The sequence below is a fragment of the Novibacillus thermophilus genome (genome assembly GCF_002005165.1).
Taxonomy (GTDB): Bacteria; Bacillota; Bacilli; order Thermoactinomycetales; family Novibacillaceae; genus Novibacillus; species Novibacillus thermophilus.
In genome coordinates, this window is record NZ_CP019699.1 from 2,892,581 (window position 1) to 2,917,571 (window position 24,991).

The 24,991-nt window shown below is 50.0% G+C and carries 26 protein-coding genes, 3 pseudogenes and 1 riboswitch; of the genes and pseudogenes, 26 read left to right on the forward strand and 3 right to left on the reverse strand.

Annotation, left to right across the window (positions count from 1 at the left end):
- Positions 1–16 precede the first annotated feature (16 nt).
- From B0W44_RS14060 to B0W44_RS19360, 7 genes are all read left to right on the forward strand, one after another.
- The gene (locus tag B0W44_RS14060) at positions 17–1,303 is read left to right on the forward strand and encodes a tetratricopeptide repeat protein (RefSeq protein ID WP_169835592.1); all 1,287 of its coding nucleotides are present in this window, start codon (positions 17–19) and stop codon (positions 1,301–1,303) included.
- 151 nt (positions 1,304–1,454) lie between these two features.
- Entirely contained in the window at positions 1,455–2,348 is an 894-nt protein-coding gene (gene htpX, locus B0W44_RS14065) for a protease HtpX (protein WP_077720576.1), read from the forward strand.
- A gap of 160 nt (positions 2,349–2,508) precedes the next feature.
- Positions 2,509–3,390, forward strand: a complete 882-nt coding sequence (locus tag B0W44_RS14070) for a putative RNA methyltransferase (protein WP_077721416.1) — start codon at positions 2,509–2,511, stop codon at positions 3,388–3,390.
- Positions 3,391–3,851: 461 nt separating this feature from the next.
- Positions 3,852–3,955, forward strand: a riboswitch (SAM riboswitch).
- Between the two features lie 137 nt (positions 3,956–4,092).
- On the forward strand, positions 4,093–4,557 hold the full coding sequence (locus B0W44_RS14075) for an OsmC family protein (protein ID WP_077721417.1): 465 nt from the start codon (positions 4,093–4,095) through the stop codon (positions 4,555–4,557).
- 115 nt (positions 4,558–4,672) lie between these two features.
- Positions 4,673–5,755 carry a dimethylsulfone monooxygenase SfnG gene (sfnG, locus tag B0W44_RS14080; protein WP_077720577.1) on the forward strand — a complete coding sequence of 361 codons (1,083 nt, stop codon included), beginning with the start codon at positions 4,673–4,675 and terminating at the stop codon, positions 5,753–5,755.
- Complete coding sequence (locus tag B0W44_RS14085) at positions 5,752–6,339, forward strand: NADPH-dependent FMN reductase (protein WP_077720578.1); 588 nt, start codon at positions 5,752–5,754, stop codon at positions 6,337–6,339. Before sfnG ends, B0W44_RS14085 begins: the two co-directional genes overlap by 4 nt.
- Before the next feature lie 391 nt (positions 6,340–6,730).
- The gene (locus B0W44_RS19360; protein WP_472462589.1) at positions 6,731–6,811 is read left to right on the forward strand and encodes a putative holin-like toxin; all 81 of its coding nucleotides are present in this window, start codon (positions 6,731–6,733) and stop codon (positions 6,809–6,811) included.
- Positions 6,812–7,036: 225 nt separating this feature from the next.
- On the opposite strand, the gene B0W44_RS14090 is transcribed toward B0W44_RS19360, so the two are convergent.
- Complete coding sequence (locus tag B0W44_RS14090; RefSeq protein WP_335582623.1) at positions 7,037–7,963, reverse strand: HipA family kinase; 927 nt, start codon at positions 7,961–7,963, stop codon at positions 7,037–7,039.
- Between the two features lie 208 nt (positions 7,964–8,171).
- On the opposite strand from B0W44_RS14090, the pseudogene rlmD reads away from it, so the two are divergent.
- Positions 8,172–9,559 (forward strand): annotated as a pseudogene (gene rlmD, locus B0W44_RS14095) (23S rRNA (uracil(1939)-C(5))-methyltransferase RlmD).
- 296 nt (positions 9,560–9,855) lie between these two features.
- Positions 9,856–10,596: a class I SAM-dependent methyltransferase gene (locus B0W44_RS14100; protein ID WP_077720580.1), complete on the forward strand. Its 741-nt coding sequence runs from the start codon at positions 9,856–9,858 to the stop codon at positions 10,594–10,596.
- Positions 10,597–11,297: 701 nt separating this feature from the next.
- Here the strand turns inward: B0W44_RS14100 and B0W44_RS19260 are convergent.
- Positions 11,298–11,441, reverse strand: a pseudogene (locus B0W44_RS19260) (WYL domain-containing protein); the annotation flags it as partial.
- 107 nt (positions 11,442–11,548) lie between these two features.
- On the opposite strand from B0W44_RS19260, the gene B0W44_RS14110 reads away from it, so the two are divergent.
- The 11 genes from B0W44_RS14110 (at position 11,549) to B0W44_RS14155 (ending at position 19,035) form a co-directional block, all read left to right on the forward strand.
- On the forward strand, positions 11,549–11,737 hold the full coding sequence (locus B0W44_RS14110) for a hypothetical protein (protein WP_149027029.1): 189 nt from the start codon (positions 11,549–11,551) through the stop codon (positions 11,735–11,737).
- Positions 11,733–11,810 carry a hypothetical protein gene (locus tag B0W44_RS19265; RefSeq protein ID WP_418304103.1) on the forward strand — a complete coding sequence of 26 codons (78 nt, stop codon included), beginning with the start codon at positions 11,733–11,735 and terminating at the stop codon, positions 11,808–11,810. Before B0W44_RS14110 ends, B0W44_RS19265 begins: the two co-directional genes overlap by 5 nt.
- A gap of 207 nt (positions 11,811–12,017) precedes the next feature.
- Entirely contained in the window at positions 12,018–12,641 is a 624-nt protein-coding gene (locus B0W44_RS14115; RefSeq protein WP_077720583.1) for an SDR family oxidoreductase, read from the forward strand.
- Positions 12,642–12,839: 198 nt separating this feature from the next.
- Positions 12,840–13,991: a hypothetical protein gene (locus B0W44_RS14120; RefSeq protein ID WP_077720584.1), complete on the forward strand. Its 1,152-nt coding sequence runs from the start codon at positions 12,840–12,842 to the stop codon at positions 13,989–13,991.
- A 43-nt stretch (positions 13,992–14,034) separates the two neighbouring features.
- Complete coding sequence (locus tag B0W44_RS14125; RefSeq protein WP_077720585.1) at positions 14,035–14,595, forward strand: ReoY family proteolytic degradation factor; 561 nt, start codon at positions 14,035–14,037, stop codon at positions 14,593–14,595.
- A gap of 99 nt (positions 14,596–14,694) precedes the next feature.
- Positions 14,695–15,117, forward strand: a complete 423-nt coding sequence (locus B0W44_RS14130) for a DUF2487 family protein (RefSeq protein WP_077720586.1) — start codon at positions 14,695–14,697, stop codon at positions 15,115–15,117.
- Positions 15,118–15,301: 184 nt separating this feature from the next.
- The gene (locus tag B0W44_RS14135) at positions 15,302–15,880 is read left to right on the forward strand and encodes a QcrA and Rieske domain-containing protein (RefSeq protein ID WP_077720587.1); all 579 of its coding nucleotides are present in this window, start codon (positions 15,302–15,304) and stop codon (positions 15,878–15,880) included.
- Positions 15,880–16,551 (forward strand): menaquinol-cytochrome c reductase cytochrome b subunit, encoded by a 672-nt coding sequence (gene qcrB, locus B0W44_RS14140; protein WP_077720588.1) that lies wholly within the window; start codon positions 15,880–15,882, stop codon positions 16,549–16,551. The genes B0W44_RS14135 and qcrB overlap by 1 nt, the downstream gene beginning before the upstream one ends.
- A gap of 20 nt (positions 16,552–16,571) precedes the next feature.
- A complete protein-coding gene (locus B0W44_RS14145) occupies positions 16,572–17,411 on the forward strand; it encodes a menaquinol-cytochrome c reductase cytochrome b/c subunit (protein WP_077720589.1) in 840 nt (279 codons plus the stop codon).
- Between the two features lie 84 nt (positions 17,412–17,495).
- Positions 17,496–18,143, forward strand: a complete 648-nt coding sequence (locus B0W44_RS14150; RefSeq protein WP_149027030.1) for a DUF1405 domain-containing protein — start codon at positions 17,496–17,498, stop codon at positions 18,141–18,143.
- Between the two features lie 100 nt (positions 18,144–18,243).
- Positions 18,244–19,035 (forward strand): sporulation protein YpjB, encoded by a 792-nt coding sequence (locus tag B0W44_RS14155; RefSeq protein WP_077720591.1) that lies wholly within the window; start codon positions 18,244–18,246, stop codon positions 19,033–19,035.
- Here the strand turns inward: B0W44_RS14155 and B0W44_RS14160 are convergent.
- Entirely contained in the window at positions 19,022–19,918 is an 897-nt protein-coding gene (locus tag B0W44_RS14160; protein WP_077720592.1) for a YitT family protein, read from the reverse strand. The two genes, B0W44_RS14155 and B0W44_RS14160, sit on opposite strands and share 14 nt — an antisense overlap.
- A 136-nt stretch (positions 19,919–20,054) precedes the next feature.
- Here B0W44_RS14160 and B0W44_RS14165 point away from each other — a divergent pair, with 136 nt between their 5' ends.
- The 6 genes and pseudogenes from B0W44_RS14165 (at position 20,055) to B0W44_RS14190 (ending at position 24,990) form a co-directional block, all read left to right on the forward strand.
- Positions 20,055–20,384, forward strand: a complete 330-nt coding sequence (locus B0W44_RS14165; protein ID WP_077721418.1) for a nucleotide pyrophosphohydrolase — start codon at positions 20,055–20,057, stop codon at positions 20,382–20,384.
- A pseudogene (dapB, locus tag B0W44_RS14170) lies at positions 20,377–21,176 on the forward strand (4-hydroxy-tetrahydrodipicolinate reductase). The gene B0W44_RS14165 and the pseudogene dapB overlap by 8 nt, the downstream one beginning before the upstream one ends.
- Positions 21,177–21,192: 16 nt before the next feature.
- Positions 21,193–21,597: a methylglyoxal synthase gene (gene mgsA, locus B0W44_RS14175; RefSeq protein WP_077720593.1), complete on the forward strand. Its 405-nt coding sequence runs from the start codon at positions 21,193–21,195 to the stop codon at positions 21,595–21,597.
- Positions 21,598–21,655: 58 nt separating this feature from the next.
- Positions 21,656–22,777, forward strand: a complete 1,122-nt coding sequence (gene bshA, locus B0W44_RS14180) for an N-acetyl-alpha-D-glucosaminyl L-malate synthase BshA (protein WP_077720594.1) — start codon at positions 21,656–21,658, stop codon at positions 22,775–22,777.
- 4 nt (positions 22,778–22,781) lie between these two features.
- Positions 22,782–24,029 (forward strand): CCA tRNA nucleotidyltransferase, encoded by a 1,248-nt coding sequence (locus tag B0W44_RS14185; protein ID WP_169835594.1) that lies wholly within the window; start codon positions 22,782–22,784, stop codon positions 24,027–24,029.
- Positions 24,010–24,990 (forward strand): biotin--[acetyl-CoA-carboxylase] ligase, encoded by a 981-nt coding sequence (locus tag B0W44_RS14190; protein WP_077720596.1) that lies wholly within the window; start codon positions 24,010–24,012, stop codon positions 24,988–24,990. The genes B0W44_RS14185 and B0W44_RS14190 overlap by 20 nt, the downstream gene beginning before the upstream one ends.
- Position 24,991: the final 1 nt, after the last annotated feature.

Below are 24,991 nucleotides of genomic sequence, written 5' to 3' on the forward strand. Positions count from 1 at the left end.
CGAGGAGGCGTATCCGTTGGAACAGTGGCAACAAACGCTGCAGTCTATCTTGTCTGAACTGGATGATGGCCAATACGAACAAGCCTTAAAGCATCTAGCCGAAGTAGAATCGTTGGCAGCAGACCATCCTGACCGCCTTGCCCAGCTCGCTGAGCTGTATTTCGACCTCGGCCACCAGGGAGCGGCAGAGAGAATGGCTGAAAAGGCACTGGAACTTGAAGAAGAGATGACAGTCGCCTTGCTCATAAAAGGGGAAATCGCAGTGGAGAGAGAGAATTGGGACGAGGCGGTCGATTACTTGGAACGGGCCAACCGGGCTGAGCCGAATCAGCCTGATGTCCTTGTTGCCCTCGCCGACTGCTATCGTGAAATGGGCATTCTGGAAGTAGCCATCCACTACTTGGAACAGTTAGTCGAGCAGGAGCCGTTATCTCCCCACTATTTACACGCCTTAGGGTTAACCCAGCTGGAAAGCGGGGAACCCCGTGCAGCCATCAATTCTCTTATGACTGCACACGAAATGGATCGACAGGATACAGACATCCTCACGGCACTGGCTCAAGCTCTGATGGAAGTCGGGGAGTGGGAAGAAAGTATACGCTACTGGGAGCAAGCGCTACGTCTCAATCCGGACGACACCGATGCTGCGTTGTCAAAAGCCGTATTGCTCTATAAAATCGGGGAATCGGACGAGGCCCTGGACCTATTGAGGCAGTTGAAAGAGAGAGAGCCGGAAAACACGGCCGTATTGAAACAGCTGGGTGAGGTCGAACTCGCCCTCGGCCGTACGAGAGATGCCAAAAACACGTGGAAGGCGCTGCACCGCCTCGATCCGTATCAACCCGACGCGTACCTGTCCCTCGGCAGAATCGCTCTCAAGGAACAAAATTGGTCGGAAGCGCTCGATTACTTTAGACGGGCGTTAGAATACGGCGACGACCGCGATGACGTATGGATCGGGATGGCTGAAGCCTACCGAGGGATGGGAGAGTGGTCAGAAGCGTTGGACTGCTATGAACAGATGATCAATCATTCTGACGAAGCTTCCCCTCCGGCCGGTATCTATCGCGAGATGGCACGTTGCTACATGGAGTTGGAAGCATTGGATGCCGCTGTTGAGTGTCTGGAAAAGGAGTTGCAGATGACAGATGATGCCGACCTGCACAACGAGCTCGCTGACGCCTATTGGCAGTCCGGACGCCGGGCCGACGCTTGCGCTTGTTGGAAGCATTCTCTCCAACTGGACCCGAATCAATGGGAGGTTGCCGACCTGTACGAAAGAAATTGCGGAGATGATGAGTAAAACTTCAGGACTTCTATTTTGCCATGCTTACAGCATCAGCACACGTAGGCGTCGTGACAATTTTTATTCATTGCTGACGCCGCAAAGCGGCATGAGGAAAACTTGGTTCTAATAGTGTCAATCATAGCCTATAGGACGGAGGAAAGTGAACGTGCGACGAATTGTTTTATTCGTTTTAACGAATATTTTGGTCCTGACGACCATGTTGATTGTGTTCACCATTTTGTCCACAGTGTTCGGAATTGACTTCAACTACATTTCGGAGGGGACGATTAATTTTGCCACGTTACTGATCTTCAGTGCTGTCGTCGGCTTTACGGGAGCTCTTTTCTCCTTGGCCATTTCCCGGTGGATGGCAAAGACGATCATGGGCGTGCGCGTCCTCGACCCGAAAAGCAACTTGTCAGCCGATGAACGCAAGATTGTGGACACTGTTCACCGTCTCTCAAAAAGAGCCGGGCTCAAGAAAATGCCGCAGGTAGGCGTATACCATTCACCCGAAGTGAACGCTTTTGCGACCGGTCCGACGAAGAGTCGCTCTTTGGTCGCCGTTTCCACTGGACTGTTACAGTCCTTGGATGAAGACGCCGTCGAAGGCGTCCTCGCCCATGAAGTGGCACACATCGCCAACGGCGATATGGTGACGATGACGCTGTTGCAGGGCGTCGTCAACACCTTTGTCGTCTTTTTGGCCCGGATCGCCGCTTTCATCGCATCCCGTTTTGTGAGGTCAGAGTTGCAAGGTGTGGTGCATTTTGTTGCCGTTATCGCGTTCCAAATACTGTTTTCGCTTTTAGGGAGCCTCGTCGTCATGGCTTTTTCCCGTCACCGGGAATACCACGCTGATCGCGGCGGAGCGGAGCTGGCAGGAAAGGACAAAATGATCCACGCCTTACACTCTCTAAAACTGTACGTGAACCGGGTGGATACGAAACAGGCGGCGTTACAAACGCTTAAGATTAACAATAAGAAGCGCGGGACGACCTATTTCTTTTCCTCACATCCCGATTTGAATGACCGAATTCGCCGTTTGAAAGAACATTAGTGAGCATGTTTTTCGGGTTAAGGTTGCTATTCTCAAAGAGACAGCGAGTAAGCTGATAACCGGTGAGATGTTTTGCCGATTTTCGATACATCTTTTGCTTAACATCTTGCAGAATAGTTGAAAAGGATGGGCGTTGACGGGAGTGTCCAATTTGTCCAAAATGGCGAAGAAAGCGATCAGTGCAACATATGCCCGCAAGTTTGAATCCATTTTCCAATGTCCCGTTTGCGGTTCATCTATGCAGGTAGTTGATTTAAAAAGTCTCGTGTGTTCCCACAACCACACGTTTGATTTTGCCAAACAAGGTTACGTTAACTTGCTCACCCGCCCGACAAAAACTAAGTACAAGAAGGACCTTTTCCAAGCGCGAAGAAAACTCTACGCAGAGGGCGGTTTTTTTGAACCGCTCATCCGGTCCATAGCTAAATTCATCATTAAGCAGGCCTCAAAAAAAGAGACCGTCTACGTTCTCGATTCAGGCTGTGGTGAAGGTTTCCACCTTTCGAACGTATGCGAGATAGTGACAGCTGTGGGAAAAACGGTAACAGGCGTCGGGGTGGATCTATCAAAAGAAGGTGTCGCCATCGCGTCCCAGCATGATTCGAACAAAATTTGGTGTGTGGCTGATCTTGCCCGTGCGCCGTTTAAAGACAAACAGTTTGACGTCATTCTCAATATCTTGTCACCTTCAAACTACACGCAATTCAACAGACTGTTGAAACCGAATGGCTTTGTGCTGAAGGTTGTTCCGCAAAACGGCTATTTAAAGGAGTTAAGGGACGCCTTTTTTGATGAAGCGGAAAAACAGACGTATTCCAACAAAGGGACTGTCGACCGGTTTCAAGAGGCTTTTCCCGAATTCGATCGTTCGCGAATATGTTATACGATGAGCCTCGATCAATCGTCCATTCACTCCTTGGTCCGCATGACTCCTTTGGCGTGGAGAGCCCCTGAGGAGCGGGTCAGATCGTTTTTAGAGCGGGAAGCGGCAGACATCACCGTTGATTTAGAGATTTTAATCGGTTATAAACAGCCCGATTAAATTCGGTTTATTCAAAAAAGCATCATCGCCGCTTTGCCACCCAACCTCAACAAGCCGAGTCGGCGTACCGTCCGTTGCCCGAAGGAACGAATCTGGATTATGTATTCACCGCGCGAAATTACCGGCCAATTACTCGGGGCAGACGATTTCTTATGGCGGGAAGGTCATACCTTAGCAGAATCGAATCCATCTGCTTTCTCCTTCAGAATGAGAACGATTGTTGAACGAGGGAAGGGGTCGATCCCCAAAAAAACAAGTTCAGCTTTGCATAAATACGTGACGCTTGCAAGCCCGGCTGGACAAATGACAACGTTCGGCCGGTTTCTAAAGTGACATTTTCTCGGAACAGTTAAGGGGACAATTTCACTGACGATTGACAATAAATTGAAAAGGTGTTGACAGATATCTCTCTTGTGATATGATTATTTCAAAGTCAGCAAAATGACATAGCAATTGTCTGCTTCTTATCCAGAGAGGGGGAGGGACTGACCCTATGAACTCTCGGCAACCAGCCGCAACGGCCCGGTGCCAATTTCAGAGGAATGGTTCATTCCGAAGATGAGAAGGCTTGACAAAATGTGCCGCGTTTTGTGAACCCTTCTCTTGTTGAGAAGGGTTTTATTACGTTAAAGGGGGATGCGGGAAAAGAAGGAACACACGGGTTTTGATGGCACGAAACATAAGATTGGAGAGGAGATTGAAATGGCACGAAGTACATTTAAGGCAACCGCGCAATTAGGAGAAAAATTTCAAGTTCGGACACACTCGAGGGGCCACACGGTCATCGTCGACGAGCCAAAGGAGCTCGGCGGAACGGATCTGGGACAGAATCCGGTGGAACTCATCCTTTCGGCCCTCGGAGCTTGCCAGTCCATCGTCATTCAGACTTACGCCGAGAAATTTGACATAACCGTTGACGCACTGCGCATCGAGCTGGAAGGAGATTTAGATTTAGACGGCTTTTTGGACAAATCGGACGTTCGCCCCGGTTTTTCCGACGTGAGGTATCAAGTGTTTTTGAAGACTGATGCGCCGGAAGCGAAAGTGAAAGAGTTTTTACAATTTGTCGAAGCCCACTGCCCGGTGGCGGATACGATTGCCCATCCAGTCAACCTCGTGTCCTCCGGTTTTGTCATTGAGAAAGATCAGCGTACTCCAACAACATAAAAACGAAAAAAAGGTACACTTTTGGCAACACACTCTTCACAAAGACATTTGGCACGGGTCCCATCTCCCATAGGATCGGACCCATCGAGGTTCATGATAAAGGAGATAGAAAACATTGAGCGACATAAAGTTTGCTTATTGGGTGCCGAACGTGAGCGGAGGGCTCGTCATTTCCAGACTTCCGCAGCAAACAGACTGGACGTTTGAAGCAAACAAACGTTACGCCCAAACGGCAGAAGCAGTCGGCTTTGAATACGCCTTGTTGCAAACGCGTTTTATAGCGAACTACGGAGCAGAAAATCAACTAGAAGCAGCGACGCTAGCTGCTTCACTGGCCAGTGTCACTTCGAGGATTAAGCTTATCTCCGCCGTCCTTCCCGGCCTTTGGCACCCTGGAGTTTATGCGAAGATGATCGCTACACTGGATCACATCAGTCGTGGCCGCGCCGCAGTCAATGTCGTCAGTGGTTGGTTTAAAGGCGAGTTTACTGGTTACGGCGAGCCGTGGCTTGAACACGACGAACGTTACCGCCGTTCGGAAGAATTCATTCGTGTGTTGCGGTCAATGTGGACAGAAGAGGAGACGACGTTTAAAGGGGACTTTTACCGGATAAACAGCGCCCCGCTCAAGCCGAAACCTATACACACTCCTCCGATTTTCCAAGGGGGAAATTCAAAGGCGGCCCGGCGGATGGCAGCACGCGTGTCCGACTGGTATTTCATGAACGGCAATACGCTGGACGGCCTCAAAGAACAAATTGAAGACGTCCGGTCCCTCGCCGAAGTCGAAGAACGCACACTGAACTTTGCCGTTAACGGTTTTGCTATCGTCCGCCCCACAGAATCAGAAGCCGTCCAAACCCTTCGGGAAATCGTGTCACATAGAGATGAGGAAGCTGTAAGAGGTTTCAGTGAATCGGTCAAAGAAGCCGGTCAGTCCACGAAGGAGAGGGACGGGATGTGGGCCAATTCTTCCCTTGAAGACCTCGTGCAGTACAATGACGGTTTTAAAACGGGGTTAATTGGGACGCCTGAGCAAGTGGCTGATCGCATCATCGAACTTAAGAAGATCGGAGTGGATTTAGTACTCGTCGGTTTCCTTCATTATGAGACCGACTTGGAAGCGTTCGGGGAAGACGTGATCCCGCTCGTCCGAGAAAAAGAGCAGGCTTTGAGAGACAGAGGAGTGGTGGTGTGAGACTGTTAGGTTTGTCGGGAAGTTTGACACCGCGCTCTAAAACGTACATCGCCGTCGAACAGGCGCTCACATTCGCTAAAGCGTACGATGCGTCGGTGGCGACGGACCTCATCAGTTTGCGGGATTATAAACTGTCGTTTTGTGACGGCAGAGATCCAAAACTGTATGAGGGGGATACGAAGCAGGTCATTCAAAAAATAGAAAATGCCGATGCGCTCATCGTCGGAACACCTGTCTATCGCGGTTCGTATACGGGAGCGCTAAAAAACGTGTTTGACCTCATACCCAATGGCGCCTTGGAAGGGAAGGTGGTCGGCTTAATTGCCACTGGTGGAACGTACCACCATTTTCTGGCCATTGAACACCAGCTAAAACCACTTTTCGGCTTTTTCCGCGCCCACGTCGTACCGGGTACGGTCTATGCCCACAACGACCACTATTCCGACAAGAGGTTGGTCGATCCTGACGTTATCGAACGCCTGCGTCGCCTCGGAGAAGATGTCGTCAGATTGCAGTATGCGATCGGAGGCGGCTTGGCAGGTGCGGAGGCTCCGCCCATTCCGAGAAAAGCATTGAAAAGGTGAAGAAGGTAGGCAGCACCTTCTTCACAAAGACATTTGCGCGCAAGGTTTCTCTTGCGCGCCTTTATTTTAGCACAGGTTCCGCAATTCGTCATTGTGGCGAACGAGAGCCCTGCATGCCCTCGAATATGATGGACGGAAGGGGTTGTGCTTGCTGCAAAATGGCTCACAAACCGAATGTCTTTCAGCATTCGATTGTGGTAGCTAAAATAGATCCTCCTTTTTAAAGGCGTTCACTAAATCTATGGCAGTGATGGCCAGTCGTTAAGTGCATAGGGGAACAAATGTTTGTTTAATTTGAAAAATATGATAGAATATCATTAGTACAATAGGTTGGGCTCCTCAAGGGTGGTCGGCTCACTCCTGACCCCATCAGGGAAGGGGGTGAGGACGTATGGACGCCTATCAAGTGTTAACGCTTCTGATATTGTTCGGAACGTTAGTCGCCGTGATGATGTCCGACAAAAGCAAGTAGATCACCCTTGAGCTTGTCGGCTGGGTGATCTACCTCGGCTGACTGTTTGAGCCTGCCCCCTTGAAGGGCGGCTTATTGTACATGGACCGCAGGTGTTGGCCGCACCTGCGGTTATTTATGATGATGCTGCATTCACCTATATATTACCACAAAGGCTGCCGATTCACAAAAATAGGGGAACGGTCGTCGTAATATGATTTATCCCAGATTTAGGCAGATGACGCTTCAACTCTTTCGTAAATAGCGGGCAATTAAACGAGGAAGGCGTTTTTTGGCTCTTTGGAGGTAAGTGAAGAGCGCAGTTCGTTCTCCCCGTGATACATTCCAGTCGTGTGGGATGGAGGCGATGATTTGACAGATCCTTTCATCCGGTATACGTTGAATGTGGTCCACAAACTTGAAAAAGTCATCCGAGTTTCGAGCGTGACGGGCTATCCAATTATACAGACTGTTCGGTTTGATTTTCTGAGGCAAGAACTTCAGTGTGTAGGGTGTCCAGCTACAACGGCGTTTGTGTGACGGTGTCTCAAAGGAAAAACTGTGGCCGTGATCGATGATGTAAAGCTTATAGCCGCCTTTACGGGGTTGGGGTTGCAGGAGAACATTTCGTTTCAATCTGTCAATGTTGTGGATCCATTGATCGAACACGACGATCCCGGGACATTGTGAGCGGTTCACAATGTTCAGTTCCTTCGGAATCGGCCGTGTTTCGGGAAGCTGCTCACAGGGGTGAATGACTTCACTGGCAAACTGATGACCAGGGGTAAAGGCGTATTGGGACAAGATTTTGTTAGACTGGATGAATGTTTTGGGTATATCGACAACTTTAAAACGGGGAACGGGAAGCGAAAGAAGCTGAGCCAGTTGTCCGGCGACGTATTCGTTCACGAGGGCCCTCGTTCCCTGTCTGGCATTGTTTTTAAATTTAACGATATATTGCCGGCCGTCACTGAAGAGAATTTTCTGAGGTCGCGAACTTCCTCTAGGCATTGCTCGGATGTGTTGAACCGGTCGAATACGTTTTGGGTGCATCAGGTCTGTCCGCCCTTTATCCTCGTTTGGAAAATAGAAAAAACTTTGTATATTCCATGAGGTTTCCCTGCAAATGTAATTTAGTGCTGAAGAGCATGAGCTCCCCTGATCGGGCCTCATAATAGTAGTGTATGATTCAGGGTTCAAACGGTGTAGTCATTGACACATAAGCGAAAGGTCCTCATTCAGAAGTCAATATAAATGACGACACAAGGACTTGTAAAATCGGAAATTGAACGTTAAGGTTAAGATGACATTGGCAGGACTTTATTCGCGAATGGATCTATCGCCAATAAATGAGTAGTATTTTTAAAGGGACAGAACCGGAATGAGTGCCATACCACGAGAGACATTTACAGTAGAAGTCAATGGTTTAGATAAAAAAGGCCATGGAAAAGGCGCCATCTGGCGAGAAAATCACTACGGCCGGAAGAAAAAACTGAAACTGTCGATCCCGGGAGCCCTTCCGGGTGAACGTGTGTGCGTGACAGTGGACCAAGTGAACCGTCGCCGAGGGAAAGGCGCTATAACAGAAATTTTACACCCCCATCCCGAGCGAACAGTGCCGCCTTGCCCCCATGTGAGTCGCTGTGGCGGTTGCGCCTGGCAGCACTGGCAATACACCGGACAGTTAAAACAGAAGACGGAACACGTGAAGTCCGCTTTGCAGAAAGAAGGATTGGATTCCGGTGTCGTTCGCGACATAATCGGTATGGACGATCCTTGGCACTACCGTCACAAAATGGAATTTACGTTTGCGCCGGACGGTTCCCTCGGGTTGCATGAACAAGGCAATTATCGCAACGTGATTCCCCTCGAGACGTGTCTCATTGCCAGCCGGGACATCGCGGACGGGGCCATGCTCGTGGCGGAATGGGCAAAGGAGCACGGCCTCAAAGGGTATGACAAGGACGTGCATCGAGGGTTGCTCAGGCATTTGATGGTGCGCCAATCCAGCGCGACGGGGAAATGATGCTCGCCCTTTTTGCCACTGAAGCGCCGATAGGATCCTTAGAGGGTCCGGCAGCCGATTTAGTGGAACGCATCCAGAAACGCCTCCCGCAGGCGAGAAGCGTCTTGTGGATGGAAAATACGCAGTGGGCGGACCGAGCCCAGGCAGAACAGACCCATGTATTGGACGGTCGCGACTTTATTTACGATGAACTGGCCGGGTTTCGGTACCGGCTGTGGTACGACACCTTTTTTCAGGTCAACCCAGTACAGGCTGAGAAGCTGATTGAACTGGCTCTGGAGTTCGGCAAACCGCGAAAAGCGGATACTGTGATCGACCTGTTTTGCGGGGTCGGCACGTTTTCACTGCCGTTTGCCAGACGTGTTGAAACTTTGGCAGGTGTTGAAATCGTAGAGAAGTCTGTCGAATCGGCGCGCCGAAACGCCCGGGATAACGGCATTGACAACGCGACATTTTTAGCAGCCGACGCCCGGCGGGGCATCGACCGGGTGTTGGAACGTTTTGGCCGACCGGACCTGTTGTTGCTCGATCCGCCTCGTTCAGGTGCTGGCGGCAAAGTGATGCGGAAAATCGGGCGGGCTAAGCCAAAGCGCATCGTCTACGTGTCCTGCAACCCGGACACGCTCGCGTCAGACATCGCTCAACTCGCACAGTTCGGCTACACGCTCCACACAGTGCAACCCGTCGACATGTTTCCGCACACGGTGCACGTGGAGACGGTAGTATTGATAACAAGGGTGTAAGCCTTGATTTTAATGGGGTTGAATGAGTACATCTATCTTGTCTACTCGGCCTAAAGTATGTTTTTACGTTTGGGGAACATATCGAGTGATAGAAATTAAATCAAAAAGTGAAGCAGGGTTGAGTGGACAGAACATATAACATCCTTAGGGTCGTGGAGATAGAATAGATATGTTTCATGGGAATAAGAATGCGGGAATGATAAATTTTATAAAATTTCATAATGAATTAAATGGGGATAAATTTATAGAAATTCATTCACGGAGATAAATAACTTTTTAAACGAGGGGGAATTCAGATGAAAGAAAACAAATATGATGATAATATATTTTTTCAAAAATACAGTCAAATGAGTCGCTCACAGCAGGGACTAGCCGGTGCAGGAGAATGGGAAACATTGAGAAAGCTGCTGCCGGATTTTAAAGATAAGCGTGTGCTTGATTTAGGATGCGGCTATGGATGGCACTGTATTTATGCGATGGAACACGGAGCTTCTTCTGTTGTAGGTGTTGATATTTCTCATAAAATGCTCGAGGTAGCCAAAGAAAAAACACATTTTCCACAGGTTGAATATAAATGCTGTGCTATAGAAGATGTGGAATTCCCAGAGGAGAGTTTTGATGTAATATTAAGTTCACTTGCGTTTCACTATGTAGCAGATTATGAGATTTTAGTAAAAAAGATATATAGAATACTGAAGTCTGGTGGTAAGCTAGTTTTTACGGTTGAACATCCTGTTTTTACTGCCTATGGAACACAAGACTGGCATTATAACGAAAAAGGAGAAATACTGCATTTTCCGGTGGATAATTATTATTATGAGGGCAAACGGACAGCTGTGTTTTTGGGAGAAAAGGTTACAAAATATCATAGAACACTGACCACATATCTAAATACACTGCTTTCAAATGGTTTTATAATAAATCATATTGTGGAGCCGCAGCCGCCGGAAAACATGATGGATATTCCGGGGATGCAGTATGAAATGCGCCGTCCCATGATGCTGATTGTATCGGCCAACAAAAAAGAGAAAAGATAAAATTGAAACACCCGCAACATAAACAGCAAAGGAGTGCGATATAATGCTATCTGAAAATAACTCCACACCAAGGAGTGAAAATAATAATCCATGAGGTATATTGATATGTTTCCGAGAACGGACACACTCAAGTGACATTCATTCTATCCTCTCGACCCATGTGGAATGCGTCACATTGATGTCGAGGGCGGAAAAATAGAGGATTGCAAATGCCTATTATATAAAGGGTTTCCAGACATTGAACATTTCTCTAGGCTACTTCCCCGGAGGTGACAAAGTCATAATATACCGACGGTCGGTATAACAATTTGCAGTGCGGTATGATGGCAAGGGTTTTAAAGAAAGATGATTGATGTCGCGACATCCTTTGCGCAGGCTGGTTTCCATGTCTTCACCTTTGATTACCGCCATCTAGGAGAAAGGTGAGGCCAGTCAAGGCAGCTTGTAAGTATTGCAGGACAACAGGAGAATTTTTTATCAGCCATCCATTTTATTAAAGAGCTACCTGACGTTAATGGAAAACGTGTGGCGATATGGGGTTCATCATTAAAGGGCATTGGCTTATGACATGCGGTTCTAGCCAAGGCTGGCTAATACATTTCCGCATACCTTCTCGAGTCAATTCCGCGGACAAATGAATAGAGTCTTCGGGTTCTTGTGTTGTTTGATTTTCTAGCCAGCTATCAAGCTTGATCCCGGGGTTATGCTTTTTTTGTGTTTTTCAATTCGAGAATGCGGTCCAAACGGAAAACTCTAACTTCATCACGACTTAAATCTATGGCAGGGATGTACCAGAATCCATCATAGGCATACACGCCGATAGGAGATACCTCTCTATTCGTGTTTTTGTGCTTTGACTGATCGGCGCTCGCTCCGTGGGCTTGAAGATGTGTTAAGACTTAAGAAAGGCGAATCAATTGTAGTTTTGGGTGCCAGTGGAGGAATTGGACATTTGGCTGTGCAACTTGCACAAAATATGGGTGCCAGGGTGTTTGCGATAGCGTCAGGTGACGATGGGGTTGCGAAACTAAGAAACTTCAGTGTGGGCGCTATCGTGGACGGACGGAAAGACGATGTGTTGTTAGCTGCAAGAAAGGTTAAATCATTGGATCAGTTCTGGTCATTTAAAAGTACACATTGATAAAGTATTTTTATTGGAAGATGCTTATAATGCGCATGTGGCCCTCAATAATCACTATGTAGGTAAACTTTGATTTAAATTAACGTTTAGAAAACACTCTAACTTCCGATCATTTATTTGAAGCGTTACGAACAAAGTTATGGAGGAAAATGATGTCCGAGAAGGCTAGAGTATATGTCGTGACAGGCGCTGATTCTGGCTGAAGAAAAAAGCTACAGTGATCACGAGTGGAATTGGTGACATAGTTGATGTTCGTGCAGACTGATCAACCATTGAGGGGATGAAAACATTTGTTGATCAAATCCGAAAAAGCTCAGGACGACATATTGACGGCATTGCTTTAGTTGCTGGGATAGATAGTGCATCAGCACTAACCGTTAAGCTGAATTATTTTGGAACTGTCGAAGTTCTCAAGGGGCTTAGACCGCTTTTAGCGTCATCCAATCATCCTTCGGCTGTCATCGTCACTTCCTCATCTACTTTAAATAAAGGGGCTAATAGCCTGATAAAAACATGTATAAGAGGGGATGAAGAAAAAGCGGTTACAATTGCTAATCGGCTTGAACGTTTTGGTCTTGGCAGCAAAATTTATAGATCTACGAAAGCAGCCCTTAACTCAACGGTTCGTAGATGGTCAGTCGATCTAGACTGGGCAGGTTCTGGGATCGTTCTTAATGCGGTAGCACCGGGTGTAATTGATACTGAAGCTGTACGTAAACGCTGGTCCACTCACGGAAAATTATTGACAACCTCATTACCCCAGCCTTTAGGATCTCCTGGACCCGTTACATCTGTAGTAGGCTTGATTGCGTTTTTGTTGAGTAGTGAAAACCGTTTTATTACAGGTCAGGTGATTTTTGCAGATGGTGGAACCGACACTCAGACGATTAGACAAACCGCTTAAGATATATCTTAAGTACTCATTCAGGGAGAAGATCCGTCTCATTAAAATAGCCAAAAAAATAAAAAAGTGATTTTAAGCCCACGATATGTGCTCATGCCGAAATACTCGGATTGTGAATATGTAAAGACAAAGGGCCGTCGCGCATAAATTTTCAGCAATCCTCCAATACTGAAGGTAAAAGTTGGGAGGACGCCCGCCATGAACTTGCCTGAATTACTCACTTACGCGGACATCAGCCAACTGTACGACATTGCAGATCATTACGCCTTGCCAAGAACCCACTCAAAAAACGACCTCATCCGAACACTGCTGTCGAACATGCAACGCCCCCAATGGTGGAGAGAACGGACTCAAACGATGGCTCATGAAGAAAGGCGTTTTTGGCAGCTGCTTTTTTTCGATTCGAGGGAAATGTTCAACTTGGAGGAGTTGCTCGGCAAAGGGAGGCAAGCCTTACAGGGAAAAGACGGGAACCCTCGGATCTTTGTCGCGAAATCCTTAAAAGCGGGAGTGCTCTTTCCAGGTGTGGTGATGGGCGACCGTTCCCTTTTCCATGTTCCCCGCGACGTGAGAAAATACGTCATTCAAGCGCTTAAATCCCAGATAATTCCGAAAGTTGCGTGTCAAGAAGAACCGCAGGTTTACCGAGATGAGCAAATGTGTTTAGTGTCGGATTTGAAAACGTTTCTCGACTACGTCGGAAAACAAGACGTACGGTTGACAGCGGAATCCGCCATTTACCGTCGAGACTTGCAGGCTATCTTAGGGCAGATGCTCATTCAGGAAAAACCGATTGACAAAAAACAGTGGCGCTTCGGCTTTGGTCGCCGTTATCACCAATACCCGGACCGCTTTTCTCTTCTTTACGATTACGCTTACTACCGTCAGCATATCGCGGAAAACGGTCCGTTGCTGTCATTAATGACCCCTTTGGACAGAAATGACAAAAACCGTGAAAAGGTAGCGGAAGACTTGTACAACTTTTGGCTTCGCCTTTACCGCAAACCCGTTCCAGCCCTCCCGCTGATCGTCAAGTGGATATACTTGCTTGCCCGTTCCGACTGGATCCGTCTACGCGGGCTTAAAAGCATTGTCGATGAGTGGTTGAGTCCCTATTACTACATGGACAAAGATTCCGTCTTCCAGTTGCTGCTCAAGATGTTGACGCATCTCGGTGTCATACGTTACGCAGAGGACGCGCTCCAAATGACGGAAAGCGGCAATGCGTGGGTCGAACGTTCCGCCGGCTGGGATTTGAGTGAACTAGAAGACCAGTATACAACAACGGCCAGTGAACAAAATTTTTTTAGAAATCAGCAGGGGAATTCTGAAGGTACGTTGAATAAATAATAATAAGAGAGATTGTAAACCGTCCGTCTAGGGAGGGATAAATATGAATGAATGTGTGACCACATCCGAGAAAAAGTCGTTTATTCACTGGTTCCTCGAACATTACGAGTTGCAAGCCAAAGAATCTGCCTGGTTGCTGTCCTTTTTGGCATCCGATGAACGGCTGTTGGCACGCGTTCATTTCATTGACAGTTTTCACAACCTTCCGAAAGTGATCCTAATGTCGACAAAGTGTACACAAATGGCACCGTTTAAATTTTATAAACACAAACGCGTGACGCGGGAAGTGGAGAAGGCGTTCTACGATATTCGTGCCAATCCCCATGAAGATATTTATATCGGACTGTTTTTTAAAGACCGGTCGACGTGTCCGGAATACGCTGCTGTATTGGAGGGGAATCCTATGGACAAACAGAACGTTGTTCAAGATTCACTGCTCAGTTTAATGGCGGAGATCGTCCTCGAACAGTCGCAGCGGGCATATCGTAAAAAGACATTGTATTCACAAATAGACGAGGCGTTAGCAAAAGGTGACGAAGAGACATTTTTCACACTGACAGAAGAATTGAAGGCATTGTTAGAGGTGGATTCGGAAGACGAGTAAACAAGTGAACCAATAATTGGGCACTCAACGTGGACGGCGGCCGTACAGCCGACGTTCTTCTGTTTATATACCATCAAACACGGATAAAGGGGAAACAGCATGATTTGGGACAAGCTCGACGAACAAGACTGGAAAAAAGCCGCTCCGTATGTCGACACTGTGTTGGTGGCGGTTTGCGACATTAAACCGGAAAACAAATTAGACTTGTCTAGCCAAACAAGCCGAACAGTTTACGTGGCTTCGGAAATCGAACGGCAGTTAAAGGGTCGCGTCATGCTAATGCCGCCTGTTTCTTACCTCTCAAACGAACCGTGGTTTCAATCTTACGTCTCCTCTATACGAAGCCGGGCTGAGAAGGGTGGGTTCAGACACCTTTTTTTTGTTGTAGAAGAACGCGTACTGGAAACAACACCAGGAGTCGACTGGGGGACGGCCCTCACTGTCTCAGGAGACGATAATTCTGATGCGCAAATCCGACAGTTGTGTGAACAAATTGTACGACAATGGCAAGAAGAGGTATGATTTCACGCGTGGGAGCGCACTCTACGAGAAAGTGAGGCGCTTTTTTGTACTGAAGTTGTCACCGTCTGTTCCTTGACACCGCGGAATCCCTCGCCTATGATGTAAATGTCCTAGTATATGCGTGTTATAAAGAAGTCCGAGCGGGCATCATGTGATATTTGACGTAGGGGAGGTCAGTTGAGTCATGAGTGAACAACAGTCGCACAACCAAAATCAAGCAAATGACGACAATTCGGATGGCTTGCAGCCTGAACGCGTGTCCCGTCGGCGATTTTTAACGTATTCGCTTGCCAGTGTGGGCGGTTTCCTCGCGTCGGGCATTTTGTTTCCGATGGTGCGCATGGCAGTCGACCCTGTGTTGAAGCACGGGGAAGAAGGCGAATTCGTCAAAGTGGGAACGGTTGATGAGTTCAACGACGTACCAAAAGAAGTTCCCTTCACAAAGCCGGTTAAAGATGGGTGGTATGAAACCGAGGAGAAGTTGACCGCCTGGATCATGAAAGACGAAAACGGGGACATCCTCGCCCTTTCACCGATTTGTACGCACCTCGGCTGTACCGTTAACTGGGAAGGTGGAGGCAACGAAAACCGCTTCTTCTGCCCTTGCCACTTTGGGCTGTACTACAAAAACGGTTTGAACGTTCCGAACACGCCACCGCCAGAGCCGCTTCAAAAATACGAGGTGAAAATTGAGGGGAATGATGTATACCTGGGACCACTCCAACCGAATCCCGTCACTGAAAAGCCGGAGGGTGAATCATAATGTTGCGTAAAATTTACGACTGGATAGACGAGCGTGTCGACATCACTCCGTTGTGGCGCGACTTAGCGGATCATGAAGTTCCAGAGCACGTCAACCCTGCCCATCACTTTTCAGCATTTGTGTACTGCTTCGGTGGTTTGACGTTTTTCATTGTCTTGATTCAAATTTTGTCGGGAATGTTTCTCGCCTTATACTACGTGCCCGATATTTTGAACGCTCACGCCAGCATGGAGTATTTACAGCACGAATTGGCTTTCGGAGCTATCGTGCGGGGCATGCACCACTGGGGTGCGAGTGTGGTCATCGTCATGTTGTTTTTGCACACGTTGCGCGTCTTTTTCCAGGGAGCTTACAAAAAGCCGCGAGAATTAAACTGGGTCGTCGGGATGCTTATTTTCTTCGTGATGTTAGGTTTAGGTTTTACCGGATATCTTTTGCCGTGGGACAACAAAGCGTACTTTGCCACGAAGGTCGGCATTGAGATCGCTGGTTCCGTCCCAGTGTTAGGTCCTTATATTGCTCAGTTTCTGCAAGGCGGGCCAGTCGTAGGGGCCGAAACGTTGACGCGCTTTTTCGCCATTCACGTTTTCTTCCTGCCGGCTGCACTGTTGGGCTTGCTTGCTGTCCACTTTATCCTCATTCGCAGACAAGGCATCTCTGGGCCACTATAAGGTAAAGGGGGAGTCATAAAGTGGCACATTCTCATGAAGATCCGGAAAAAATTCGATATGTCGGCGACTCGCGTGTAAGGGCCGACAGACCCAAACGATATCCGAAAGACTACTCTGAGTTTCCGGGTAAAACCGAACTTTTTTTTCCCGACTTCCTGTTGAGGGAATGGATGGTCGCTGTCGTCGTTTTAGTTGGCTTTATGGCGTTAGTATTTGCCCACGAAGCACCGCTTGAAGATATCGCCGATCCGACCAATACGAGTTACGTTCCGCTTCCAGACTGGTACTTCTTGTTTTTATACCAGTTGCTAAAGTACGATTGGTCATCCGGACCGTTGACGCCGATCGGGACCGTCGTCATTCCCGGGATTGCGTTTGGCGCCCTGTTCTTGGCGCCGTGGCTTGACAGAGGTAAGGAAAGGCGGCCTTCTAAGCGTCCGGTGGCAACAGGGGCGATGTTACTTGCCATTGTGGCCATCGTCTACCTCACCTGGGCAGCCGTTGACGAGCACAGCAAGAACGAACTGGCACAAGGCGGCGCTCAACAGGGCGGCGACGGCGGCGACATCGCCATCGTCGGAGAAGACAGCGAAGGGTATGAGATTTATCAAAACTCGTCCTGTGTCGGCTGTCACGCTAGCGACCTTTCAGGAGCGACAGCCCCTGCCTTGTTAGGGGTCGGTGACAAGTACAGTGAAGAAGAAATTCTCGACATTATCGACAACGGGATGGGAGCAATGCCGCCGCAAGGCGACGCCTTAGACCCGGCCGATAAGGAAACGTTAGTCGCTTGGCTGGCTCAACAAAAAGCCGAAGGCGGCGAAGGTGAAGAAGGCGAAAACGGTGAAGGAACAGAATAGAGTTCACTGCGCTTCACGTAAAAACTGACCGTGACATAACGGTCAGTTTTTCAATCAGTCGGGCAGTCAGACGGAGGGGTAAGTTTGCGCACAACATGGCAATGGTTTTTGCGTCAACTTGGGCAAAGGTGGATGCTGTGGTCACTGTTTTTCATTAATTTCTTTGGAAGCATGTACGGCTTTTACTGGTACAAGAATCAACTCATCGAAGTCGGCAGTTGGTGGAACATATTTGTGCCCGACAGTCCGACGGCAAGTGCCGCCTTTACAATCGTTCTCGCTCTGTTTTTGGCCAGGCGGTCGCAACCGTTGTTGGAAGCTTTTGCCGCTGTCACTCTTTTTAAATACGGTGTCTGGGCGATCGTGATGATTGTGGCCGGAGCTGCGCAAAACGCTGTCCTCCACGGCGGCAACGCGTTGTCTTACATGCAGTGGACGGACTGGATGTTAATGGCGTCCCACGGGGGGATGGCTGTACAAGCCCTGCTTTACGGTCGGTTTTATACATACCGCGTGAGACATTTAGTCATTGTCGGCGCTTGGACGCTGTTGAATGACGCTGTGGATTACGTCTTCGACCTTCATCCGTGGCTGCCTTCGTCCATTGCAGAGTACGATCACATCGTCGGCGCTTACACATTGACCCTCAGTGTTCTTTCGATTACGTTAGCCGCCTGGCTCGTCTTCAAACCTGGGAGAAAACAGCAGTCAATCGGTGAAAGGGTCTCCTGATGTAACAACGTTTGAAAGACAGCGCCCCTCACGGCGTTCGACAAGAAATTGGTCTAATTCGGCCTTCTTGTCCATACAATGGGATCAAGGGGGTCGTCCTATGCTCAGAAAAGCTGTCTGTTTTATGGCCGCCGCCATGATCGTGATCGGAAACGTGCCGCATGTGTCTGCCCAGGATTCCCTGGAGTCGATGGTGCAGCTGTCAGAGGAATTTTACACGTTGACGAAAACAGAAGACTGGACTGAGGCGCGAAATACGCTGTGGAAGCTGACCCATACGTTCAGCAGGCACAACTGGAAAGACACCGATTTGTCAGTTGAAGGGCTTCACGCTTTGTCTGATGCCTTGATTCAAGCCAAGCGCGCCCTGACGAAGGCCAATCCCGATGGGCACGAAATTCTAATGCACGGGATACGGGTCAGGTTGGGCTTCGATGCATTAGAAAACCGCGAGCAACCGTTATGGCACCGTTACTACAGCACTTTGAAACAAGATGTCTCACAGTTAAAAGACGCCGTACCGACGGAAGATAAAACTGAAATTCAACAGTCCCTTGACCGCCTGTACGCCCATTACCACTTGATTCAACCGGCACTGTACGTCTCCCGTACACCGGAAGTGATCGAACGCGTGGATGCGCTGTTTACGTATATGGGAGAACAAATTCACGACGTCACGGTCAACCGTCAGCAGCTGCAACAAGCCGTCGAACAATGGGAAAAATTGATTCCACCGTTATTTTACGGGACGGATGCGGAAGTTTTGGCTGTCGGCCAGCTACCAGAGTATTCAATCCACTTAACGACGTGGCTGTTAGCCGTTTTAATCGGAGGGGTGTTAACGTACGTCGTTTGGAGAAAAGCTCAAGGAGAACAAGTCATTCGCCTTTAGCCGGACGTTCTCTCGACTGCTTTTCTAAGAACATCTTCTGCTTCTCCTCTTCGGTAAACGAGAAGCCTTCTCCAAGGACGTCGTGCACATCGCTAATGACGACGAAAGCATACGGGTCCACACTGTGGACGACTTTTTTTAATCTGGTAATTTCGTTTCGGTGCACGACGCAGTACAAGACGTCTTTGTCCCGTCCCGTATAACCGCCTTTCCCTTTCAGAAGGGTCGTGCCGCGGTTCATGTCGTCCATCATTTTCGAAGAAATCTCCGCCGATAGATTGGAAATGATAAACGCCGCTTTGGCGGCGTATGCACCTTCCTGCACGAAATCGATGACCCGCCCGCCTATAAATACTGCCACAACTGTGTACATCGCCTTTTCCCTTCCGATAATGTAGGCAGAAGACAATATGACGGCTAAGTCGATCGTGAACATCGCCCGGCCCATACTCCATCCGAAGTATTTGTTCGCCAGTCTCACGACGATGTCCGCTCCTCCGGTCGTTCCCCCAAAGCGAAAGATAATGCCCAGACCAAGCCCAACGGACACTCCGGCGTACAGGGCAGCGAGCAGCATATCGCCGTCGACTGGGGTGCCTATGTCCTCCGTCACCCATAAAAACAAGGAAAAAGCGGTCGTTCCGATAATGGTGTACACCATAGACGTGCGTCCCAGTTCCCGCCAGCCGATGATAAACAGCGGAATGTTGAGGGCGAGCGTCGTCAAGGCCGGGGAGAGGTCGAACGTATACTTGAGGATCAACGCCACACCCGTCAACCCTCCTTCTGCTAACTGGTTGGGGATGGTAAAATAATTGACGCCGAAAGCGCAAATGAGCGCACCGAGCAAAATCATGGTCACATTTTGAATGTGTTGTCGCATGTCGGACTCCCCTCTTTCGCTATTCAAACAACAAACGAGTTGCACCGCTCTGATCGGTTGATGTAACATTAAACGTACATTTAGTTTACGTAAAATCGCCGTCGTGCACAACGGAGGTCGGGCAGTGGAAAATGGGATGACGATGAAAGAAATTCAACGAGAAGTCCACCGCTATATCAGCCAATTTGAAGAAGGTTACTTTTCTCCCCTGGCCATGTTGGCGCGTCTGTCGGAAGAAGTGGGAGAACTCGCCCGTGAAGTGAACCACCGCTACGGGGAAAAGCCAAAAAAGGCGGAAGAAGCGGAACGACAGATGAGCACAGAGATGGGAGACATTTTGTTTGTGTTAGTGTGTTTCGCCAATTCGTTAAATATTGATCTGGAAGACGCGTTTAAAACGGTCATGAACAAATTTCGGACGAGAGATGCGGAAAGATGGACGAGGAAGGGATCACAAAATGAGTGAAATTCGTGTAGCCATCGCCGGGGCAAAAGGACGTATGGGACGGGAAGCCGTCAAGATGGTGATGAACGAACCACTGTTTACATTCGTACGGGGAATTGACCGCGTCTTGAACGGCGACGACGTAGGGGAAGTCATCGGGATCGGATCCATTGGTGTCACATTTAGCAATTCAATCGAAGACGTCCTGTTCGGCGACCGCCCGGATGTGCTCGTCGACTTGACTGAACCGACAGCGGCAAAACGCCACGTTCGCCTGGCGTTAGAAGCAGGCGTCCGCCCAGTCGTCGGGACGTCAGGCTGGACGAAGGAGGACATTGCGCAATTGGACGAGCTGGCCCAAGAGCGGAAAGTAGGCGGTGTCATCGCGCCCAACTTCGCCATTGGGCCGTGCTCATGATGCAATTTGCGAAGGAAGCAGCCAAGTATTTGCCCCATGTGGAAATTGTTGAAATGCACCACGACCAAAAGCTGGACGCACCGTCTGGGACGGCCGTCAAAACGGCAGAACTCATAGCCGAAAGCCGCCCTGAACTCAAGCAGGGACACCCGGAGGAAACGGAACTGTTGGAAGGGGCAAGGGGGGCTTACACCGACGGCTTTCGCCTCCACAGCGTGAGGCTCCCCGGATTGGTTGCCCACCAGCAAGTGCTGTTCGGCGGACCTGGTCAAACACTCACGATCCGCCACGATTCCATTAACCGGGAATCGTTTATGCCTGGCATCAACTTGGCTGTAAAAAAAGTGATGCATTTGGATCGGCTCGTCTACGGGCTCGAACATTTGCTTGATTAACGGAGGAGAAGCGGACATGCACATCGCATTTATCGCCCACGACCGCAAGAAGGACGACATGGTTCACTTTGCGACGGCGTATCGGGGCCTGTTGAAAAACCACGTCTTATACGCCACAGGGACGACTGGAAAAAGAATCATGGAAGCGACAGGACTCAACGTTCACCTGATGTGTTCCGGTCCACTAGGCGGAGACCAACAAATTGGGGCGCTCGTGGCAACGAATCAGCTGGACTGCGTCATTTTTTTCCGCGATCCCCTGACGGCGCAACCTCACGAACCGGACATCATCGCGCTCCTGCGCCTGTGCGATGTTCAAGAAATCCCCCTCGCAACAAACTTGGCGACAGCCGAAATTTTGCTGAAGGCGATGGAAAGAGGAGAGCTGGCCTGGCGCGAAACTGTGCGTCGCACGACATAATTGTCATGTCTGTCTCATGTTGCGCACGAACGGTTGAAGAAGGTGAGGTGTCCCTTATATGTACCGTATTGGCATCACGTGTTATCCGACCCACGGCGGTTCCGGCGTCGTTGCCACCGAACTGGGAAAATTGCTGGCTGAAAAAGGGCACGAAGTTCACTTCATTACATACAACATGCCGTTTCGCCTGGGCAAATTTTACCGCAACATTTGCTACCATGAAGTTGAAGTTAACGTTTACCCGCTGTTTCAATACCCGCCGTACGACCTCAGTCTGGCGAGCAAAATGGCCGAAGTCGCGGAGCAGAAAAAACTCGATCTGTTGCACGTCCACTACGCTGTTCCGCACGCAGTGTGTGCGCTCTTGGCCAAACAGATGGTCGGCGATTCCCTTAAAGTCGTCACCACACTACACGGGACCGACATTACCGTACTCGGGTACGACCGTTCGCTGCACAAAGCCATTCGCCTCGGAATCGAATCGAGTGATGCGGTCACGGCTGTGTCCGACAGTTTGATTGGGGAGACGCGCCGACTATTCCATATCAACCGCCCTATTACACGGGTGTACAATTTTGTCGACCCCCGCGTGTACTACCCGAGGCATGTGGATCGCTTGCGATCCGAGTACGCGAGTGACACCGAGAAAATATTGTTGCACATCTCCAATTTTCGTAAAGTAAAGCGCGTCGACGACGTCGTGAAAGTCTTTCACGCAGTCCAGTCCCACATCCCCGCCAAACTCCTCCTCGTCGGGGAAGGGCCTGAGTGGTCTGAAGTTCGCCAACAGGTCAACCAGTTGGGCTTAGAGGACCGCGTCATGTTTCTGGGCAAACAGGACGAAGTGGCCCAAATCATTTCCCTCGCCGACGTTTTGCTACTCCCTTCGGAAAAGGAGAGTTTCGGGTTGGTCGCCCTGGAGGCGATGGCGTGCGGCGTCCCCACGGTGGCATCCAATGTCGGCGGTTTACCTGAGGTCGTTGAACACGGTGTGACCGGCTTTTTGTCCGATGTGGGGAACACGGACGACATGGCGGCCAACGCCTTGAAACTGTTAACCGATCGGGACTTGTTCGACCAGTTTCGGAAACAGTGCATCGAGCGGGCACACACGCGGTTTGCCGCCCAAAAAATAGTCGCAGAATACGAGGCCGTGTACGACCATGTCGTCGCCAGGTGACAGGATGTTCGACCAAAGTGCGCCGCTGTTTCGCGAAGCGTTTCGGCTGGTCGAGGAACTGGAGGGAGCGGGCTATCAAGCGTACGTCGTCGGCGGCTCTGTCCGGGATGCCATGCTCGGGCGTCCCGTCCACGATGTCGACATCGCCACTTCCGCCACTCCGGCTGAAGTGCAACGCCTGTTTCCCCGGACGGTGGCCACCGGTTTGAAGTACGGAACGGTCACGGTCGTCACTGGACGCTATACATTCGAAGTGACGACCTTCCGCCGGGAAGGACCGTACGGAGATGCTCGGCATCCCGATTTCGTTCAATTTGCAGCGGATGTAACCGATGATCTCGCCCGGCGGGACTTTACGATTAACGCCATGGCGGTTGACTCCCGCGGGGTTGTGACAGATCCGTTTGACGGGCAAAAAGACCTGCAGCGCAAAGTCATACGCTGTGTAGGGGACCCACGGGAACGCTTTCGCGAAGACGCCCTCAGGATGCTGCGGGCTGCCCGTTTTGCGGCACAACTCGGGTTTGACGTCTCTCCAGCGACAATTGACGCGATAAAAGCAGAAAGGAAGGGGCTCGCCAAGTTGGCTGTGGAGCGAATCACCGGTGAGCTGCACAAAATTTTGTCCGCTGTTGAGCCGGGACGCGCGCTCCGCCTGTTGTGGTCAGCTTGCTTGATCGAGGAGATCGCTGCGCTCTTCCTCAATCGTTTTCCTGCATCCCCTCCGCGGAACCAGCTAGCGTCGCTGGAGGCTGAAACGGATGTTTATTTGCGCTGGATTTTGTTTTTGCGCTTGTGCGGCGTCAAGTCAAGTGAGGCACAACGTGTATGCCGCGAACTGAAATTGCCGCGCAAGTGGACCCGTGAGCTGTCGCTCTTGTGGAGGGAAGGGGAAAAGTGGTCGAACGGGTTGATGAGCAACGCCGAAGTGCGGCGCACAGTGTTCGCCCACGGGTTGAAGCGCTCTTTGCGCATCGTCCGCCTGGCGTACCGTTTCGGCCGGTTGTCGCGCCGCGAAGAACAGTTGTGGCGTCGCCGCTTCAGACACGCCGACTGGGAGATGCCCTTAGATGACCCGTCACAGCTCGCACTCGACGGAAGGGCTCTGATGCAAATATCCGGGCGCGAACCGGGGCCGTGGATTGGGCGCGTGCTCGACACTTTGCTCGACAAAGTCGTGTCCGGGGAAGTGATCAACCATCCGTCGCGCTTGGAAAAGGAGTGGAGATTACATGGACCGCACGCTCCGTGAAGCAGTGTTGCAACTGTTTACGAATGCAGATTCGTATCTTTCCGGGGAAGAGATCAGCCGCACGCTCGGATGTACGCGCACTGCCGTCTGGAAGCAAATTCACGAGTTGCGTAGCATCGGCTACGTGTTTGACGCAAAGCCTCGTAAGGGCTACCGCTTGAGAGAACGCCCCGACGTCGTGATTCCGGAAGAAATACACTGTTTTAACGGGGCAAAACAGATTGGGAAAACGATTCGCTATGTCAAATCGACGGCATCGACGCAGCATTTGGCCCACGAATGGGCGCGACAAGGAGCTAATCACGGATCCCTCGTGATTGCAGACGAGCAAACGGGGGGAAAGGGGCGGATGGGCAGAACGTGGCATTCTCCGCCGGGAAGCGGAATTTGGATGAGTTTCATCTTAAAGCCAAACATTCCGCTCATCGCGACGCCCCATCTCACCTTGCTATTTTCTGTTGCCGTCACACGAGCTCTCCACACTGAAACGGGGATCGATGTCTCCATCAAGTGGCCCAACGATTTATTTATTGCCGGTCGGAAAGTGTGCGGGATTTTGACCGAAGTGCGGGCAGAAGCGGACCGGGTTCACTACTGTGTGGCCGGAATTGGGATTAACGTCCATCCAGCCTCGGTGAAACATTTGCCCCAACCGGTACGGGAGACGGCCGTCTCCCTCGGCGAGGTCACAAAAAAACCGTTGCGCAGAGCCCAGATTGTCGCCTCCTGTTGCACTGAGATTGAAAATCTCATGTCGCTGTACGAGGAAAAAGGGTTTTCACCTATTCGTACGCTGTGGGAGAGTTATGCCTTTATGCTGGGGAAACAGGTGACGGTCCGCACATCTGACGGGACGAAGTCGGGGGAAGCGATTGGCCTCGACCAGAGCGGCGCGTTGGTATTGAAGACGCCGTCGGGCACTGAACGCATTTATTCTGCAGACATGGACCTCTCACGATAAA

What these genes read in the sequence shown, in the direction of transcription:
- B0W44_RS14070 (WP_077721416.1), top strand. Translation starts at nt 2,509, where the DNA reads ATGGCGAAGAAAGCGATCAGTGCAACATATGCCCGCAAGTTTGAATCC.
- B0W44_RS14075 (WP_077721417.1), top strand. Translation starts at nt 4,093, where the DNA reads ATGGCACGAAGTACATTTAAGGCAACCGCGCAATTAGGAGAAAAATTT.
- B0W44_RS19360 (WP_472462589.1), top strand. Translation starts at nt 6,731, where the DNA reads ATGGACGCCTATCAAGTGTTAACGCTTCTGATATTGTTCGGAACGTTA.
- B0W44_RS14090 (WP_335582623.1), bottom strand. Translation starts at nt 7,963, where the DNA reads ATGAGGCCCGATCAGGGGAGCTCATGCTCTTCAGCACTAAATTACATT.
- B0W44_RS14100 (WP_077720580.1), top strand. Translation starts at nt 9,856, where the DNA reads ATGAAAGAAAACAAATATGATGATAATATATTTTTTCAAAAATACAGT.
- B0W44_RS14115 (WP_077720583.1), top strand. Translation starts at nt 12,018, where the DNA reads ATGAAAACATTTGTTGATCAAATCCGAAAAAGCTCAGGACGACATATT.
- B0W44_RS14120 (WP_077720584.1), top strand. Translation starts at nt 12,840, where the DNA reads ATGAACTTGCCTGAATTACTCACTTACGCGGACATCAGCCAACTGTAC.
- B0W44_RS14125 (WP_077720585.1), top strand. Translation starts at nt 14,035, where the DNA reads ATGAATGAATGTGTGACCACATCCGAGAAAAAGTCGTTTATTCACTGG.
- B0W44_RS14130 (WP_077720586.1), top strand. Translation starts at nt 14,695, where the DNA reads ATGATTTGGGACAAGCTCGACGAACAAGACTGGAAAAAAGCCGCTCCG.
- B0W44_RS14135 (WP_077720587.1), top strand. Translation starts at nt 15,302, where the DNA reads ATGAGTGAACAACAGTCGCACAACCAAAATCAAGCAAATGACGACAAT.
- qcrB (WP_077720588.1), top strand. Translation starts at nt 15,880, where the DNA reads ATGTTGCGTAAAATTTACGACTGGATAGACGAGCGTGTCGACATCACT.
- B0W44_RS14155 (WP_077720591.1), top strand. Translation starts at nt 18,244, where the DNA reads ATGCTCAGAAAAGCTGTCTGTTTTATGGCCGCCGCCATGATCGTGATC.
- B0W44_RS14160 (WP_077720592.1), bottom strand. Translation starts at nt 19,918, where the DNA reads ATGCGACAACACATTCAAAATGTGACCATGATTTTGCTCGGTGCGCTC.
- B0W44_RS14165 (WP_077721418.1), top strand. Translation starts at nt 20,055, where the DNA reads ATGACGATGAAAGAAATTCAACGAGAAGTCCACCGCTATATCAGCCAA.
- mgsA (WP_077720593.1), top strand. Translation starts at nt 21,193, where the DNA reads ATGCACATCGCATTTATCGCCCACGACCGCAAGAAGGACGACATGGTT.
- bshA (WP_077720594.1), top strand. Translation starts at nt 21,656, where the DNA reads ATGTACCGTATTGGCATCACGTGTTATCCGACCCACGGCGGTTCCGGC.
- B0W44_RS14185 (WP_169835594.1), top strand. Translation starts at nt 22,782, where the DNA reads ATGTTCGACCAAAGTGCGCCGCTGTTTCGCGAAGCGTTTCGGCTGGTC.
- B0W44_RS14190 (WP_077720596.1), top strand. Translation starts at nt 24,010, where the DNA reads ATGGACCGCACGCTCCGTGAAGCAGTGTTGCAACTGTTTACGAATGCA.